Here is a 16,465-nt window from a genome sequence, read left to right as displayed (position 1 = left end):
GTGGTGGACGTGTACGCGACAAGAAGGGGTCGCTCCGGGGCGCTGGAGTGCCACGCATGACGAGCCCCGTACAGGCCCACGCGCCCGAACTCCGCGCCGCCGCACGCCACTTGACGCACGGCCGCCGCCGTTTCCTGACCGTCGCCGGTGCCGCCGCGACCCTCGCCTTCGCGACCAACCTCCCCCAGGCCCACGCCGCCGACTTCGACGCCCGGCGCATCGCCGAGGACCCCTTCACGCTGGGCGTGGCCTCCGGCGACCCCCGCCCCGGCTCCGTCCTGCTGTGGACGCGGCTGGCTCCCAGACCGTACGAGAGCGACAGCGGGCTGCCCAAGCAGCGGGTGCGGGTGGAGTGGGAGGTCGCGGGCGACGAGAGGTTCCGGAGGGTGGTGCGGCGGGGGAGTGCCGTCGCGCATCCGGAGTTTCAGCACAGCGTGCACGTGGAGGTCGAGGGGCTCGGAGAGGGGCGGGTCTTCTACTACCGGTTCCGGGCGGGGAAGTGGCTCAGCCCGGTGGGGCGGACCCGGACCGCGCCCGGGACGCATGCCCGAACTGCCGCCCTGCGGATGGGTGTTGTGTCCTGCCAGGCGTACCACGACGGCTACTTCACCGCGTACCGGCATCTTGCGGCGGAGGACGTCGATGTCGTCTTCCATCTCGGGGACTATCTGTACGAGTACGCGGTGAACGCGGTCGGCGGGGAGCGGAAGTACACCGACCGGCGGCTGCCCGCGCACTTCAACCGGGAGACGGTCACGCTGGAGGACTACCGGCTGCGGTACGCCCTCTACAAGAGCGACCCCGATCTGCGGGCCGCGCATGCGGCGCACCCGTTCGTGGTGACGTGGGACGACCACGAGACGGAGAACAACTACGCGGGCGGGACGCCCGAGAACGACGTTCCGCCGGAGGAATTCCTGCTGCGGCGGGCCGCCGCCTACCGCGCGTACTGGGAGAACCAGCCGCTGCGCGCCCCGCAGAAGCCCACCGGCCCCGACATGCGGCTCTACCGGAGGCTGCGGTTCGGGCGGCTCGCGCAGTTCGACATCCTGGACACGCGGCAGTACCGGTCGGACCAGGCGTACGGGGACGGGTGGCAGTCGCCCGGCCCCGAGTCGGAGAACCCCGCCAGGACCATGACCGGCGCCGCGCAGGAGCGGTGGCTCATCGACGGCTGGCGGAATCCGGGCGGGCCGAGGCCCGTGTGGAATGTCGTGCCGCAGCAGGTGACCTTCGCCGAGAGGCGCAGTCGTACGACTCCTGACTTCAAGCTGAGCATGGACTCGTGGGACGGCTACCCCGCCTCGCGGGACCGGGTGCTGGCCGGAGTCGAGTCGGCGGGGGTGAAGAACCTGCTCGTCCTCACGGGCGACGTCCACGTCTCGTACGGGCTGGACATCAAGAAGGACTTCCGGGATCCGGCGTCGCGGACCCTGGGGACCGAGATCGTCACCACGTCGATAGCGAGCGGCAAGGACGGCGCCGACAAGCCCGCCGACTGGGAGCGGATGACCGGCGCCAACCCGCACATGAAGCACTACAACGGGCGGCGCGGGTATGCGCTGGTCTCCCTTGACGAGAAGCAGGCGCGGGCCGACTTCCGGACCGTCGCGGCGGTGACGACGCCCGGGGCGCCGGTCAGCACCGTGGCGTCGCTGGTGACGGAGGCCGGGAATCCGGGGCTGAAGCCGGTCTAGGGCTCGTGGGGGTAGCGGACGCCGATGCGGCCTCGCACCGCGTCGAGCGTCCGCATCACCGCCAGGCTCCCGTCGAGCGGCACCAGCGGGGACTCCTTCGCGCCCGTGCGCAGGCAGCGCATCACCTCCGCCGCCTCGTGGCGCAGGCTGTCGTGCGGGGCGTCGGGGGCGGCGACGAACTCCTCCGGGTCCTGGCCGTGCCGGTGGAGGGTGAAGCGCTCCGGGTAGAAGAAGCCGTGCGGGACGTCGATGCGGCCCTTCGTGCCGGTGACGGACGCGGTGACCGGGGTGCCCGCCGTGACCGAGCAGGTCAGGGTGGCCAGGGCGCCCCGGTCCTGCCAGCCGAGGAGGATTGCGGTGTTGAGGTCGACGCCCTCGGGGGAGAGGAGGGCATGGGCCTGTACGTCGGTGGGCTCGCCGAGGAGGAGGTGGGCGAAGGACACCGGGTAGACGCCCAGGTCCAGGAGTGCGCCGCCGCCCTGGGCGGGGTCGCGCAGGCGGTGGGTCGGGTCGAACGGGCCGGGCAGGCCGAAGTCCGCGTGGATCGTGCGGACCTCGCCGATCGCGTCGTCGCGGACCAGGGCGGCCAGGCGCTGGACCAGCGGGTTGCAGTACATCCACATGGCCTCCATCAGGAAGCGGTCGTGGGTGCGGGCGAGGGCGATCAGCTCGGACGCTTCGGTGGCGTTCAGGGTGAAGGACTTCTCGCAGAGGACGGCGCGGCCCGCCTCCAGGCACAGGCCGGCCGCCGCGCGGTGGGCGGAGTGCGGAGCCGCGACGTACACGACGTCGATCTCGTCGTCGGCCGCCAGCTCCGCCCAGCTCCCGTACGCCTTCGGTATGTCGAAGCGGTCGGCGAAGGCCTTCGCGCGTTCCGCGGTGCGGGAGGCGACGGCGGCGACCCGCGCGTCCGGCATCTTCTTCAGCTCCGCCGTGAACGCCGAGGCGATGTCGCCGGTGGCCAGGATTCCCCAGCGGACGGGTGCGTCCGTGGTCTGCATGGGCTCTGCCTCTCGTTCCGGCGCGGGCTGCTCCCGTGCCACCTGCGGCGAACGCTTGTTCCGATCACTCCGGACGAGCTGAGAGCATAGGTCGGGATTCAACGAAATTCAGCGGAATCGGAGTGATGATGCCGGACAGCGGCTCCAAGGCTGCGGGAGCAGCGGGACAGGACCACATACCCTCGGCGGGCGCGGAGGTGACGGCGGCGGTCGAGTCGGCCACCGCGGCCACGGCGGGGGCCGGGGTTCCGGGTGCCGCTGGTGTCTCCGTGCCCGCCGAGTCCGCGCCCGCCGCTTCCGCCGGTGTCCGCCGGACCAGTCTGCTCGTCACGCTCGTGCTCGGCGGGCTCACCGCGCTGCCGCCGCTGTCCATGGACATGTACCTCCCCGCCCTGCCCGAGGTCACCGACGCCCTGAAGTCGCCCGCCGCGACCGTGCAGCTCACGCTCACCGCGTGCCTGGCCGGCATGGCGCTCGGGCAGCTCGTCGTCGGGCCGCTCAGCGACAAACTGGGGCGGCGGCGTCCGCTGCTCATCGGCATGCTCGTGTACGTCCTCGCGACCGCGATGTGTGCGGTGGCGCCGAACGTCGAGATGCTGGTCGCCTTCCGGCTGCTCCAGGGGCTCGCCGGTGCGGCGGGCATCGTCATCGCGCGGGCGGTGGTCCGCGACCTGTACGACGGCGTCGAGATGGCGAGGTTCTTCGCGACGCTGATGCTGATCTCCGGGGTGGCCCCCGTGATCGCACCCGTGATCGGCGGGCAGGTGCTCCGGATCACCGACTGGCGGGGTGTCTTCTACGTCCTGACGGGTGTGGGTGTGGTGCTCACGCTCGTGGTGTGGAAGTGGCTGCACGAGACGCTGCCGCCGGAGCGCCGGCACACGGGCGGAGTGGGTGCGGCGCTGCGGACCATGAAGGGGCTGCTGGCGGACCGGATCTTCACCGGGTACATGCTGACCGGCGGGCTCGCCTTCGCGGTGCTCTTCGCCTACATCTCCGCCTCGCCCTTCGTGGTGCAGGAGATCTACGGGGCTTCGCCGCAGACCTTCAGCCTGCTGTTCGGCGTGAACTCCGTGGGGCTCATCGTCGTGGGCCAGGTCAACGGGAAGCTGCTGGTCGGACGGGTCCGGCTGGACAAGGTGCTCGCGGTCGGGCTGGTGATCGTCCTGGCGGCGGCGGTGGCGCTGCTGCTCATGACGTCCGGGGTGTTCGGCAAGGTCGGGCTGTGGCCGGTCGCGGCCGGGCTCTTCGTACTGATGTCGGCGATGGGTCTCATCATGCCGAGTACGAACACCCAGGCCCTGATGCGGACGCCGCACGCGGCCGGGTCGGCTTCGGCCCTGCTCGGTACGTCGTCGTTCCTGGTCGGGGCGGTGGCCTCGCCGCTGGTGGGGATCGCGGGGGAGGACACGGCGGTGCCGATGGCCGTCGTGCAGGTCGCTTGTGCGGTGCTGGCGGGGGGACTCTTCCTCGGCCTGTGCAGGCCGTGGAAGCGGTCGGCGGACGTGTAGCGCGGCTGGGGCGGGGGGTGCTCGCGCCCGCGCGGCGGAGCCGCACACGAAACAGCCCCGCGCCCCTGAAGGTGCGCTAGGAGTCGCCCCGGAGCAGGGTCAGGAGCTGTACGGCCTGGGGGCTGGACGGGTCGAAGGGGTAGATGCCCTCCTGTTTGTGGGGGACGGAGGGGCCCCAGACCCGCGCCGCGTGGCAGTCGTACGAGAAGGCGATCTCGAAGAGGAGTCCCTTCGGGCCGTGGGCGCGCAGGCCCCAGCCGGGCAGGAAGGTCTGGCCGGGCTGGCTGCCTGGGAGGGCGGCGATCAGGGCGAAGGCCGACTGGGCCTCGGCTGCCTCCCAGAGGGCCGTTTCCTCGCCGGCCATGGTCTTGGGGAGCGGATCGTTCGCGTCCGGGGTGATGCGGACGACTTCGACCAGCTCGGCTTGCTCGTGTGCGCGCGGCAGCAACATCCGTTCAGGGTGGAGGAATTGGGGGCCGAGCGCCAGGGGTTCAGCGCCGGGTGTACCCGATGAGCTGAGGGCGGTCCTGGCGGTCGGTGGTGCGGAACAGGCCGATGTTCGCCACCTCGGCGTCCGGCAGGAGCGTGGTGTCGGGGAGCGCGGTGGGGGTGGCCGTCGCGAGGGGGAGTGCGACCGGGGTGCCGCCGCCGGAGGTGGTGGAGGTGGTCCCGTACGCGACGCCCTGGTCGGTGACCGAGGTGAGGGTGACCGGCTTGGCGCCCTCGCGTTCCTGGAAGCAGTGGCCCGTCTTCGCGCCCTTCGGGGCCGGTTGGCGCAGGTCGAAGGCCAGGTTCCCGGCGACCAGGTAGTCGCCGGACGGGGAGGCGACGGCCTGCGGGTAGGTGCCGGGCTCGATGGCGGGCTTGCGGCAGTCGGCCGTGGCGAGGACCTTGCCGGTCGCCGCGTCGTGCACCGCCCAGCGGTCCCAGGCGTCCGGCTTCGTCTTCTGCCACTTGGCCAGCACGTGCCCCGAGGGGGTGAGCGAGGTCGGGATGCCGGAGGCGGGGGCCGTGCCGCGCGGGGCGACCTTCGCGCTGTACCAGCCGCCGCGCACCCAGAACTCCTTGATGCCGCTGACCAGCAGCCCCTTCGGGGTCAGACCGCGCACCTCCGTCTTGGAGCGGCAGTTCTTGCAGCCCTTGGGCGGCGCGAGGTCCCCCGGGGAGAGGGCGGAGGCGCGGCCGGTCTGCGGGTCGACGGTGGTGGCGGTGGCCGCGCCGTCCGTGACCAGGAGGTCGGGGCCGGTCGCCGAGACCACCGGGACGCCCTGCCAGGGCAGGTCGACGTGGCGCTGGGCGCCGCCCCGGGCGTCGTACACGTCCAGGGCGACCACCGAGTCCCCGGTCGACAGCGCGTCCGGGCCGCTGACCTTGCCGTACGACCAGGTCACGAAGAAGCGGTCGTCGCCGTCCTGGAGGGCGAGCAGCCGGGGGAAGTGCGCCGGGTCGGACAGCGGCCGCCACGGCTTGCCCGCCCACGCCTGCTTGCCGGTGCGGGCGTCGTAGGCGCGGACGGCGAAGCGGTCGCCGCCGACGCGTTCGACGTGCGCGACCAGCGCCGGCTCCTGGGAGATCGCGTACTCCGCCGAGCCGCCGGTGATCCGCCAGCCGCGTGTGGTGTCGTACGTCTCCGGGGTGGCCAGGCGCGGCAGCTCCGGGGCCGCCTTGCGCTTCGGGGCCGCCGACGCCGTGCCCCCGGCCTTCTCGGCGCCCGAGTTCTGGTCCTTGCCGCCCCCGCCGCACATGGCCAGGAGGAGCAGCAGGGCCAGCACTCCCGCCCCGGCCACGAGCGCCATCCGTACGATTCCGATGCGCTGCCCCATCCCCATACCCCCCGGCATCCGTGCGCGCCGCGCGGTGGCGGCGCGGGGCGCGCTCATCCCCGTACGCACGAACCGCCACGCGGCCTTCAGAAACGGTCAACGGTTGTCAGCGTATGCAACTGCCCCTGGATGCGCAGCAGTTCCCTCACGTCCCTCCGCGTCCCTTTTTGGCCCCTACACTTTTCCGGTGAACGACTCCCTCTCCCTTCCGGATGTTCTGCGCGCCGCCCTCGCCGGGGTGCTCGACGGGCTGCCGCCCAAGCAGGCGACCCAGGCGGTCGACCGGCTGATCGCGAACTACCGGGGGACGACCCCGACCGACGCGCCCGTGCTGCGGGACCGATCGGATGTGGCCGCCTATGCGGCGTACCGGATGCCCGCCACTTTCGAAGCGGTACGGTCCGCGCTCGACGCGTTGCGGGAGGCCGCCCCTCGGTGGGTGCCGGGCACGCATGTGGATGTGGGCGGCGGGACGGGTGCGGCCAGCTGGGCGGTGAGTGAGGCGTGGGGGACGCAGACGAGCACCGTGCTCGACTGGGCGGAGCCCGCGCTGGCGCTGGGACGGGAGCTGGCGGAGGCGTCGGGGGTACCCGCGCTGAAGACCGTGCGGTGGCAGCGCTCTCGTATCGGAGCGGCGCTCACGGTCGAGAGCAGTGATCTCGTCACGGTGTCGTACGTGCTGAAGGAGCTGACCGAGGGGGATCGGGACACCCTGGTCGACCAGGTGGTGCAGGCTGCGCGGGGGGCCGTCGTGCTCGTCGAGCCGGGGACTCCGGACGGCTACCGGCGGATCCTCGCGGCGCGGGAGCGGCTGGTGGCGGCCGGGATGCGGATCGCCGCGCCGTGCCCGGACAGCGGGCCCTGCCCGGTCGCGGGCGACGCGACGAACTGGTGCCACTTCTCGGCGCGGGTCAGTCGTTCGTCGCTGCACCGGAAGGTGAAGGGGGGCTCGCTGCCGTACGAGGACGAGAAGTTCGCGTACGTGGTGGCCGTGCGGCCGGACGTGGTGGAGGCGGCACCGGCGGACGGGCGCGTGGTGCGCAAGCCGCAGATCCGCAAGGGCCTCGTCATGCTGGAGCTGTGCCGGCCGGAGGGCGATTCGGGGCGGCTCGGGCTCGTGCACGAGAACGTGTCGAAGAAGCGGCACGGGGAGCTGTACCGGGCCGCGCGGGACGCCGACTGGGGCGACGCGTGGCCGCCCCCGTCGGACTCGGAGCAGAGGGGCTAGGGGCGCAGCTCCTGCGTGCAGCACTTCACGCTGCCGCCGCCCTTGAGGAGTTCGCCGAGGTCCATGCCGATGGGGTCGAAGCCGCGGGCCCTCAGGGGTTCGAAGAGGCCCTGCGCGGCCTGGGGCAGGAGGACGTGGCGGCCGTCGCTGACCGCGTTGAGGCCGAGGGCCGCCGCGTCCGGCTCCTGTGCGATCAGCGCGTCCGGGAACAGCCGGGCCAGGACGGCCCGGCTGCCCGGCGAGAAGGCACCGGGGTAGTACATGACCTCGTCGGTGCGGTCGTCGAGGACGGCGAGCGCCGTGTCCAGGTGGTAGTAGCGGGGGTCGACCAGGTCCAGGCCGACGACCGGGCGGCCGAAGAACTCCTGCGCCTCGTCGTGGGCGGCGGACGTGGAACGGAAGCCGCGGCCGGCCAGGATCCAGGAGGACGTGACGGCGAAGTCGCCCTCGCCCTCGTTGACGTGCTCGGGCTCGTGGATCTCCGGGAAGTCGTGGGCGGCGAACCACTCGCGGTGGGCCTCCGCCTCCGGGGTGCGCTCGGCGTAGGCGAAACGGGCGCCCAGGACGCGGCCGTCGACCACGGTCGCACCGTTCGCGGCGAAGACCATGTCGGGGAGGCCCGGGCGGGGGGTGAGCAGTTCCACGGTGTGGCCCAGGGAGAGGTAGCGGTCGCGCAGGTCCTCCCACTGGGCGAGGGCCAGGGGGAGTTCGACGGGCTTGGCGGGGTCCATCCAGGGGTTGATGGAGTACGTGACCCTGAAGTGCTCCGGGGGGCACATCAGGTAGCGGCGGGGCGCTGCGTCACGGGTGCGTGGGGTCAATGAGGGCTCCTTTGCGGAGGGCGGGCGGGCGGGTGTTGCTGGTGCCATGGTGGGGCCTGGCGGGCCCCGGGCGCTGTGCACCGAAAGGGTGGTTCGTGGGGGGTGGGGTGGGGGCATTGTGGGTGCCGTCGGGGGGTGGTTGCGGTTCAGGCCGGGGGCGCTGCCCCCGGGCCCCCGGTTTCGCCCCGGCCCCGCCCCTTCACCTAAAGCGCTCGCCGCGCGGCTTGTTTTTTGGTTGCTCGCGCAGTTCCCGGCGCCCCTGGAGTGCCTGCCCTTCGGGCGGCACATCAGCCTGCCTGGAGACGGTTCGTATCGTCTCGGTTGTGGATAGGTTGGGGGGATGGAAACCACCAAGACCCCCGACTCCTCCCGCCGCAGTGAGCGGTCCCGGCGGGCCATTTTTGATGCTGCGCTCGCGCTCGTCGGAGAGGTGGGGTACCAGAAGACCACCATCGAGGGGATCGCCGCCCGGGCCGGGGTCGGCAAGCAGACCATCTACCGGTGGTGGAGTTCCAAGGCCGCCGTCCTGCTGGACGCCTACTCCGACCTCGCCGATCAGGCTGCCGCGGCCGTCGGCGAGGTCGGGGCCGCCATCCCCGACACCGGCGACCTCGCCGCAGATCTCCGCTTCGTCCTGCGCGCGACCGTCGACGAACTCGTCGACCCCACGTACGACATCCCCACCCGCGCCCTCACCGCCGAGGGCGTCGTGGACGCGGCGTTGTGCGCGCAGTACGTGGAGCGACTGCTCCGGCCGTCGTTGCAGTTGTACGTGGACCGGCTCGCCGCCTCCCGCGAGCGCGGCGAAGTGCGGGCCGACCTGGACCTCGACACCGCCGTGGAGATGTTCACCGGGCCGCTCTCGGGGCGCTGGCTGATGCGGACCGGGCCGCTGACGCATGCGTACGCGGACCGGCTCGTCGACTACGCGCTCAAGGGCCTGGAGCCCCGGTGAAACCCCGCTGAGATCCCCCTCAGCACCCGTCCCGGCGACCCCGGATGCGGACACCGGCCACCCGGGGCGCAGGATGGTGCGAGCATGGTGGGGTCCCCGGGGGCCGAGGCGTGAGGGTGAGGAGCCAGATGGGCGCGGAGTTCAACAGCGGCAGCAATACCGGTGCGAAGGCCGGAGCGGGCGGCGGCCGGATCGCCCAGTGGCTGCGCCGCCGCGCCCAGGGCAGGTCGGCCGGGGCCCAGGACCCCGCCGCCGAGCGGCTCGCGCTGCTGCGCGCTGCCGCCGGGGCCGGACTGCCGCTCGCCCCGGCCGCGTATCCGAACGGGTACCGGTGTTCGTGCGAGCGGGTCGGGTGTCCGACTCCGGCCCGGCATCCCGTCTCCTTCGCCTGGCAGACGCAGTCGACCACCGACCGCGCCCAGGTCGAGCGCTGGGCCACCGCCCAGCCGCAGGCCAACTTCATCACCGCGACGGGGATGGTCCACGACGTCCTGGACGTGCCGCTGGACGCGGGCGTCGAGGCGCTGGAGCGGCTGGTCGACGCCGGGATCGAGGTCGGACCGGTCGCCGTGTTCGGGGAGGGCGGAAGCGATGCGGACGCCCGCATGCTGTTCTTCACCGCGACCCGGGGCACCCCCGAGGACGAGGACGAGTGGTGGCCCTGCGAGCTGGACTGCCATCCGGAGACCATGGACGAGCATCCGGGCCTGCGCTGGCACTGCCGGGGCAGCTACGTCCTCGTACCGCCCGCGAAGCTGCCCGGCGAGCTGGACGTGCACTGGGTGCGCGGCCTTGAGCACGGCCTGCCCGACCCGTTGACCCTCCTGGAGACCCTCACCGACGCCTGCGCCCGGTACGCCGCCGCGGCCGACGAGGCGGGCGCGGACACCGACCCGCATGCGGTGGCCTGGCCGATCGGCCGCTGAGCCCCCGCTGGGGAACTACGACCCCGTCGCCGCCACCAGCCCCTGCACCCGCGACTGCACCCGCACCGTCCCCGCACCCTTCTTCGGCACCAGCGCCACCTGGCTGGAGACCCGCTCCTTCATCAGCGCGGTCTTCGGCGTGCCCGTCATCAGCGCCCGCACGTCCGGGTTGATGTCCAGCAGCGGCACGCCAGGTGCCGCCGTCTGCTTCTCGAAGTGCCGGGAGGCGAAGAAGACGAGCGCCCCGCCGTCCTTCGTCGCCAGCCCCACCGGCGCGTACGCGTCCGTGACCAGCTCCTGGTCGAGGTACTGCATCGACCGCCCCACCCGCTGCGAGGCCCGCGTGCGCTGCGCCAGCCACAGCGTGGTGTCCTGCCCGGGGGCGAACACCGGGGGCCTGCCCTTGTTCTGGAGGTACGAGGCGTAGTCGGCGCTCAGCCGGCGGGGGGCCACCGCGAGTGCGGGGTCGTCGTCGGTGACCGGCTTCACGAACCCCTTGCCGTCGACGGCGAATTCGGGGACCTCGCCCGTGCGCACCGTCAACAGGTGGGAGGCTTCCCAGAGTTGGTTCGCCCCGCCGCGCACGAACACCAGCAGCCAGCGCGAGTCGCCCCGGCCGCCGTTGTCGGTGTCCCGGTTGCTGTCGGCGTCCACCGCGAACCAGCGCGGCCAGCCCGCCTTCTGGGGTATGAGGAAGCGGGCGTCCGTCAACTCCAGTGGAGTGAAGGAGGAGTTGCCGTCGGGGTGCTGCTTCTGACGGGCCTTCAGGCCGCCCTGGTTGATGGCGGCGAGTGCGCCGGTGACCCGGCCGGCGACGGCGGCCGGGTCGTACGCCTTGTCCGCCTTGTTGTAGGCGTCCGTGAAGTCCTTCAGCGCCCGCGCGGCCTCAGCCTTCGTCGCCGTCGGTACGATCTCCAGCTCGCCGTGCACCGTCACGCACCCGCTCGCCGTCAGCGTCAGCGCGGTCGCCGCCGCCAGCGCGGCCAGGCTCCGCCGAAGTCCCCGCCGAAGCCGCGGTCCCTGCGTGCGCGTTGTCATCCGATGCCCTCTGCGTCCCCGTGCTCCCGGCCGTCACCGACGACCGGAACCCTACCGGGGCGAAGAAGAGGACGAGCATGGGGATCAGGTACAGCGCCCACACCGTGACCTGGAGGACGGTGGGGTCCGGCTGGAAGTTGAAGACGCCCTTGAGGAGGGTGCCGTACCAGCTGTCCGGCGGGATCTGCTCGCTGACGTCGAAGGCCTTGTTCGACAGGCCGCCCAGGAAGCGGGCCTCCTGGAGGTCGTGGACGCCGTACGCGAGCACGCCCGCCGCGACGACCAGCAGCATCGCACCGGTCCAGGTGAAGAACTTGGCCAGGTTGATCCGTACCGCACCCTTGTAGAACAGCCAGCCCAGCGCCACCGCCGTGGCCAGGCCCAGGGACACGCCGATCAGCGGCCCGTGGGTGCCGTCGCTCAGCGCCCGTACCGACGACCACACGAACAGCGCGGTCTCCAGACCCTCCCGGCCCACCGCCAGGAACGCCGTCGCGACCAGCGCGAACGTGCCCATCTGGAGGGCCGCGTCGAGCTTGCCGGTCAGCTCGGCCTTCAGGTGCCGGGCGGTGCGCCGCATCCAGAACACCATCCACGACACCAGGCCCACCGCGACGATCGACAGCGAACCGCCGAGCGCCTCCTGCGCCTCGAAGGTCAGCTCCTGCGACCCGTAGGTGAGCGCTGCACCGAAGCCCAGCGCGAGCAGCACCGCGATCCCGATGCCGGTCCACACCGGCTTCAGGGCGTCCCGGCGGCCGGTCTTGACCAGGTAGGCGACCAGGATGCAGACGACGAGGCTGGCTTCGAGCCCCTCGCGCAGGCCGGTCAGGTAGTTCGCGAACACGTCGCATCCCTTCGGTGAAGCTCTACGAGAACAGCGCCCGGCCCCACCAGTCGTCCTTGTCCCGGACGCCCGGCGGGACGGCGAAATGCGCCGAACCCACGTGCTGGATGTATTCGTTGAGCGCGTCGGAGCGCGCCAGATTGCGCTGTACGGGGATGAAGGCGTCCCGTGCGTCGCGCTGGTAGGCCAGGAAGAACAGTCCGGCGTCGAGGCGGCCGAGGCCGTCCGTGCCGTCGGTGAAGGAGTAGCCCCGGCGCAGCATCCGCGCCCCGGAGTTGGAGTCCGGGTGGGCCAGGCGCACGTGCGAGGTCGGCAGCATCGCCTTCAGCAGGGGCTCGTCGTGCTCCTTGGACTTGCCGACCGCCGCACCCTCGCCCTTGTCGCGGCCGAAGACGTCCTCCTGCTCCTGGAGCGAGGTGCGGTCCCAGGTCTCGATGTTCATCCGGATGCGCCGGGCCACCAGGTAGGAGCCGCCCGCCATCCAGGCCGCCCCGTCCTTCTCCGACGCCCACACGTGCTTGTCGAGCGAGGCGTCGTCGGTGCCCGCGATGTTGCGGGTGCCGTCCTTGAAACCGAAGAGGTTACGAGGGGTCTGCGCGTCCGGCGTCGTCGAGGACGTCTTGCCGAAGCCCAGCTGCGACCAGCGCACGGCGACCTTGCCGAAGCCGATGCGGGCCAGGTTGCGGATGGCGTGGACGGCGACCTGGGGGTCGTCGGCGCACGCCTGCACGCACAGGTCGCCGCCGCTGCGCGCCGCATCCAGGTTGTCGCCGGGGAACTTCGGCAGGTCGACCAGGGCCGCCGGCCGCTTGTCCTTCAGCCCGAAGCGGCCGTCGAAGAGGGACGGCCCGAAGCCGATCGTCAGCGTGAGCCGCGACGGCTTGAGGCCGAGCGCCTCGCCGGTGTCGTCCGGCGGGGCCTCCGGCTGGCCGCCGTACGCGCCCTCGCCGACCGCGTGGCCGGCCGTCAGCCGGGCGGCCGCCGCCGTCCAGTCCTTCAGCAACTGGACGAGCTCCGCCCGGTCCTTGGTCGTCACGTCGAACGCGGCGAAGTGCAGCCGGTCCGGGACGGCCGTGGCGATCCCCGCCTGGTGCGGGCCGTGGAAGGGCACGGCCGCACCGCCGGACGCGGCGGTCTCCGGGGCGTCCTCGTCGGTGGAGCGGGTCAGCACGACGGCGGTCCCGCCCGCCGCGGCGGCGCCGAGTGCGAGCCCGACCCCGCCCCAGCCGATCACCGAACGACGGGACGGGGAGGGGGAGTTGACTTCTTCGGTCATCGGACCGCCTTCTTCCGCACGTGTTGCCTGGTGACTGCGGCCGCTCACTTGGTGACTGCGGCCGCGAGCTTCGACAGCGGCTCCGCGAGCGCGTTCACGCCGTCCGAGAGCTCCTTGCGGTCCGCCTTGGAGACCTTGTCGTAGGAGGTGAACTCGTACGAGGAGGTGTTCGGGCGGTGCTTGTCGAGCAGCTTGTTCAGCGCGGCGAACTGCTTGTCGAGGGACTCCGTCAGCTTCGGGTCGGTCTTCGAGGTGATCGGCTTGAGCAGCGTGTACGCCTTCTCCGCGCCCTCGACGTTCGCCTTGAAGTCGACCAGGTCGGTGTGGCTGTAGCGCTCCTCCTCACCGGTGACCTTGCCGGTGGCGACCTCGTCGAGGAGTTCCTTGGCGCCGTTGGCCATGGAGGAGGGGGTGATCTCGGCGGTGCCGACCTTCTTCACCCAGGTGTTGAGGTCCTTCATCAGGGTGTCGGCGAGCTTCTTCTCCTCGTCGCCGATCTTCTTGTCCTGCCACAGCGCCTTCTCCAGGCGGTGCCAGCCGGTCCACGGCTTGCCGGACTCCTCGACGCCGTCCTCGCGCAGGTCGACCATCGGGTCGATGTCGCCGAACGACTCGGCGACCGGCTCCGTGCGCTCCCAGCCGATGCGCGAGGGCGCGTACGCCTTCTTCGCGGCCTCCAGGTCGCCCGCCTTCACCGCGTCGGCGAACACCTGCGCCTTGGGAAGGGTCTGCTCGGCCTGCTCGCGCACGTAGGTGCGGTACGCGGCGACCGCGGTGTCCTTCTCCGGGCTGCGCTGGGCGGCCGCGCCGCCGCCGGTCACGGTGATCTTCTGGCGGATGCCGTCGCCCTTCATGCCGGGCTTGCAGGCGATCTCGTACGAACCGGCCTTGATCTCGGCGGTGAGGTCGGCCTTGGTGCCGGGGCCGATGTTCTCGCGCTCGGTGACGATGCGGTCGTCGGGGAACAGGACGTACACCTCGGTGACCTTGGAGCCCTTGTTCTCCACGGCCAGTTCGATCTTGCCGGCCGGGAACTCCTTCTTCGACACCTCGCAGGAGTCGTCCTTGGCGACGACCTGGATCGCGCCGCTGCCCCCGTCGCCCTTCATGTCTTTGCTCTTCTGGGTGCAGCCGGTCATGGCGGCCAGGACGGTCGCGGCGGCGGCCGCGGTCACGACGGTGAGACGGAGGGGACGCATAAGGGGACTCCACGCGGGGTGAAAGATCTACGAGGCCCACAGGTCTACTGAGGCTTACCTAAGTTAAGCGCCCCTTACTCCTCCGATCGCCGCCCGTGCAGTGATTCAGATCTCACCTTCGCCCCATGAATACGGGGCGGTCACGGGAGTCCCATGGCCGCCCCGTCGCCGGGTCAAGAGGAGGTCAAATCGTCGTGAGTGCGGTCCTCCTGGGGATCACCAGCGGGGTGCCCGTGTGCGGGTGCGGGAGCACCTCGACCGGCTGCCGGTAGACCCGGGAGAGCAGCTCCTCGCCGAACACCTCGGCGGGCGGGCCGCAGGCGGCGATCCGCCCGCCGTGCAGCACGGCCGCCCGGTCCGCGTACGCCGCCGCGAGCCCCAGGTCGTGGAGTACGACCACGACCGCGTCCCCGGCCGCCGCCCGCTCCCGGCAGATCCGCAGGACCAGTTCCTGGTGGCGCAGGTCGAGGGCGGCGGTCGGTTCGTCGAGGAGGAGTACGGGTGCGCGCTGGGCCAGTACGCGGGCCAGCGCGACCCGGGCCCGCTCGCCGCCGGACAGCGCACTGAAGGGGCGCGGCCCGAACGCGGTGACCTCGGTGGCGGCCATGGCCCCGGCCACGGCGAGGTCGTCCTCGTCCTCCTGCGGGGTGCCCGCCCAGGGCGCACGGCCCATCCGTACGACGTCCTCGACCGGGAACGGGAACGACAGCGCGGCCGACTGCGGAAGCACGGACCGGCGCACGGCCAGCTCGGGGGCGGTCCACTCGCCGACCGGACGCCCGTCGATGCGTACCGTCCCTTCCGTCGCGGCCAGGTCGGCGGCGACGGCGGCCAGCAGGGTGGACTTGCCCGCCCCGTTGGGCCCGACGAGGGCGAGGACCTCACCGGCGCGGGCGGTCAGGTCGATCCCGGCCAGCACCTCGCGCCCGCCGAGGCGTACGTGCAGTCCGGACACCTCGATCGCGGCGGCGCCCGGGGGCAGGGGAGCGGGGAGCGTGCGCGAACGCCCGGACGAGAACAGCGACTTCCAGGCGCTCATGCCCAACCACCTTGCTTGCGACGGGTCCGGCGCAGGAGCCAGAAGAAGAACGGGCTGCCGAAGAGGGCGGTGAGGACGCCGAGGGGGAGTTCGGCCGGGTTGGCGACCGTACGGGCCGCGAGGTCGCCCGCGAGCAGGACGATCGCGCCGCCCAGTGCGCTGCCGGGGACCAGGAAGCGGTGGCCGGGGCCGTTGGCCATGCGCAGCAGGTGCGGGACGAGCAGCCCGACGAAGGTGATGATGCCGGCGACGGCCACGGCGGCGGCGGTCAGCAGCGCCACCACCAGCACCAGCGCCATCCGCATCTTCTCGACGTCCACGCCCAGGTGGCGGGCCGGGCGCTCGCCGAGGGCGAGGAGGTCCAGCTTGCGGGCGTAGAAGGGGGCGACGAGCAGGCCGAGCAGGGCGCAGGGGAGGACGGCGAGGACCTTGGGCCAGGTGGCCTGGGCGAGGGAGCCGAGCTGCCAGAAGGTGATCTGGGTGATCTGCGCGTTGTCCGCGAAGAAGATGGCGAGGCCGATCAGCGCACCGGCGAAGGCGTTCACCGCGATGCCGGTGAGGATCAGCGTGACCACTTCGGTCTTGCCGCCCGACCGGGACAGGACGTACACGAGCAGCACGGTGCCCAGGCCCGCGACGAACGCGCAGAAGGTCACCGTCCAGTTCCCGAAGAAGCTCAGCCCCAGCGCGATCGACGCCACCGCGCCGACCGCCGCACCGGCGGAGATGCCGATGACGCCGGGCTCCGCCAGGGGGTTGCCGAACACGCCCTGCATGAGCGCGCCCGCGCAGCCGAGCGAGCCGCCGACGAGGAGGGCGAGGACGACGCGGGGCAGCCGGATGTTCCACAGCACGCTCTCGCCGACCCGGTCCAGCGGTGCGCCGCCGAGCCCGATCCGGTGCTGCACGGAGGCCAGGACGTCGCCGGGCGAGATGTGGTACGTCCCGAGCCCGGCCGAGACGAGGGCGAGGACGAAGAGGGCGACGGCGAGCCCGGTGGTGAGGGTGAAGGTGGTGCCGCGGCGGCCCTTCGCGGGGGGCCCGGCGGCCGGGGCGGTGGTGTCCGCCCGCTCCGTGCCGGAGGTTGTCGTTGCGGTCACCGGG

At 72.3% G+C, this 16,465-nt stretch carries 15 protein-coding genes; 5 read left to right on the top strand and 10 right to left on the bottom strand.

The window, feature by feature from the left end:
- Positions 1-56: 56 nt before the first annotated feature.
- Entirely contained in the window at positions 57-1,697 is a 1,641-nt protein-coding gene (locus tag IE269_RS07240; RefSeq protein ID WP_189821892.1) for an alkaline phosphatase D family protein, read from the top strand.
- Here the strand turns inward: IE269_RS07240 and IE269_RS07235 are convergent.
- A complete protein-coding gene (locus IE269_RS07235; RefSeq protein ID WP_189821891.1) occupies positions 1,694-2,698 on the bottom strand; it encodes a Gfo/Idh/MocA family protein in 1,005 nt (334 codons plus the stop codon). The two genes, IE269_RS07240 and IE269_RS07235, sit on opposite strands and share 4 nt — an antisense overlap.
- A 128-nt stretch (positions 2,699-2,826) precedes the next feature.
- Here IE269_RS07235 and IE269_RS07230 point away from each other — a divergent pair, with 128 nt between their 5' ends.
- A complete protein-coding gene (locus tag IE269_RS07230) occupies positions 2,827-4,209 on the top strand; it encodes a Bcr/CflA family multidrug efflux MFS transporter (protein WP_189822101.1) in 1,383 nt (460 codons plus the stop codon).
- Positions 4,210-4,285: 76 nt separating this feature from the next.
- Here IE269_RS07230 and IE269_RS07225 read toward each other — a convergent pair whose 3' ends face one another.
- Positions 4,286-4,660, bottom strand: coding sequence for a hypothetical protein (locus tag IE269_RS07225; RefSeq protein ID WP_189821890.1), 375 nt, complete (start codon positions 4,658-4,660; stop codon positions 4,286-4,288).
- Between the two features lie 40 nt (positions 4,661-4,700).
- Positions 4,701-6,032, bottom strand: coding sequence for a hypothetical protein (locus IE269_RS07220; protein ID WP_229898284.1), 1,332 nt, complete (start codon positions 6,030-6,032; stop codon positions 4,701-4,703).
- A 187-nt stretch (positions 6,033-6,219) separates the two neighbouring features.
- On the opposite strand from IE269_RS07220, the gene IE269_RS07215 reads away from it, so the two are divergent.
- On the top strand, positions 6,220-7,260 hold the full coding sequence (locus IE269_RS07215; RefSeq protein ID WP_229898283.1) for a small ribosomal subunit Rsm22 family protein: 1,041 nt from the start codon (positions 6,220-6,222) through the stop codon (positions 7,258-7,260).
- On the opposite strand, the gene ddaH is transcribed toward IE269_RS07215, so the two are convergent.
- Positions 7,257-8,129: a dimethylargininase gene (ddaH, locus tag IE269_RS07210; protein ID WP_189821888.1), complete on the bottom strand. Its 873-nt coding sequence runs from the start codon at positions 8,127-8,129 to the stop codon at positions 7,257-7,259. The two genes, IE269_RS07215 and ddaH, sit on opposite strands and share 4 nt — an antisense overlap.
- 292 nt (positions 8,130-8,421) lie before the next feature.
- Here ddaH and IE269_RS07205 point away from each other — a divergent pair, with 292 nt between their 5' ends.
- Complete coding sequence (locus tag IE269_RS07205; RefSeq protein WP_189821887.1) at positions 8,422-9,036, top strand: TetR/AcrR family transcriptional regulator; 615 nt, start codon at positions 8,422-8,424, stop codon at positions 9,034-9,036.
- A gap of 128 nt (positions 9,037-9,164) precedes the next feature.
- Positions 9,165-9,962 (top strand): bifunctional DNA primase/polymerase, encoded by a 798-nt coding sequence (locus IE269_RS07200; RefSeq protein ID WP_189822099.1) that lies wholly within the window; start codon positions 9,165-9,167, stop codon positions 9,960-9,962.
- 15 nt (positions 9,963-9,977) lie between these two features.
- On the opposite strand, the gene IE269_RS07195 is transcribed toward IE269_RS07200, so the two are convergent.
- The 6 genes from IE269_RS07195 to IE269_RS07170 all read right to left on the bottom strand — a co-directional run bounded on the left by IE269_RS07195 (position 9,978) and on the right by IE269_RS07170 (position 16,461).
- On the bottom strand, positions 9,978-10,898 hold the full coding sequence (locus IE269_RS07195) for an SCO2278 family lipoprotein (RefSeq protein ID WP_229898282.1): 921 nt from the start codon (positions 10,896-10,898) through the stop codon (positions 9,978-9,980).
- A complete protein-coding gene (gene efeU, locus IE269_RS07190; RefSeq protein ID WP_189821886.1) occupies positions 10,849-11,847 on the bottom strand; it encodes an iron uptake transporter permease EfeU in 999 nt (332 codons plus the stop codon). The genes IE269_RS07195 and efeU overlap by 50 nt, the downstream gene beginning before the upstream one ends.
- 22 nt (positions 11,848-11,869) lie before the next feature.
- Positions 11,870-13,123, bottom strand: a complete 1,254-nt coding sequence (gene efeB, locus IE269_RS07185; RefSeq protein WP_189821885.1) for an iron uptake transporter deferrochelatase/peroxidase subunit — start codon at positions 13,121-13,123, stop codon at positions 11,870-11,872.
- Positions 13,124-13,167: 44 nt separating this feature from the next.
- Positions 13,168-14,322 carry an iron uptake system protein EfeO gene (gene efeO, locus IE269_RS07180; RefSeq protein WP_189821884.1) on the bottom strand — a complete coding sequence of 385 codons (1,155 nt, stop codon included), beginning with the start codon at positions 14,320-14,322 and terminating at the stop codon, positions 13,168-13,170.
- Between the two features lie 184 nt (positions 14,323-14,506).
- Entirely contained in the window at positions 14,507-15,361 is an 855-nt protein-coding gene (locus IE269_RS07175) for a heme ABC transporter ATP-binding protein (protein WP_189821883.1), read from the bottom strand.
- A complete protein-coding gene (locus tag IE269_RS07170; RefSeq protein WP_189821882.1) occupies positions 15,358-16,461 on the bottom strand; it encodes a FecCD family ABC transporter permease in 1,104 nt (367 codons plus the stop codon). The genes IE269_RS07175 and IE269_RS07170 overlap by 4 nt, the downstream gene beginning before the upstream one ends.
- Positions 16,462-16,465 lie beyond the last annotated feature (4 nt).

The sequence above is a fragment of the Streptomyces spiroverticillatus genome, from assembly GCA_014650415.1.
Taxonomy (GTDB): Bacteria; Actinomycetota; Actinomycetes; order Streptomycetales; family Streptomycetaceae; genus Streptomyces; species Streptomyces spiroverticillatus.
Note: the sequence above shows the minus strand (reverse complement) of the source record. Positions and strands in the feature narration are given on the sequence as shown.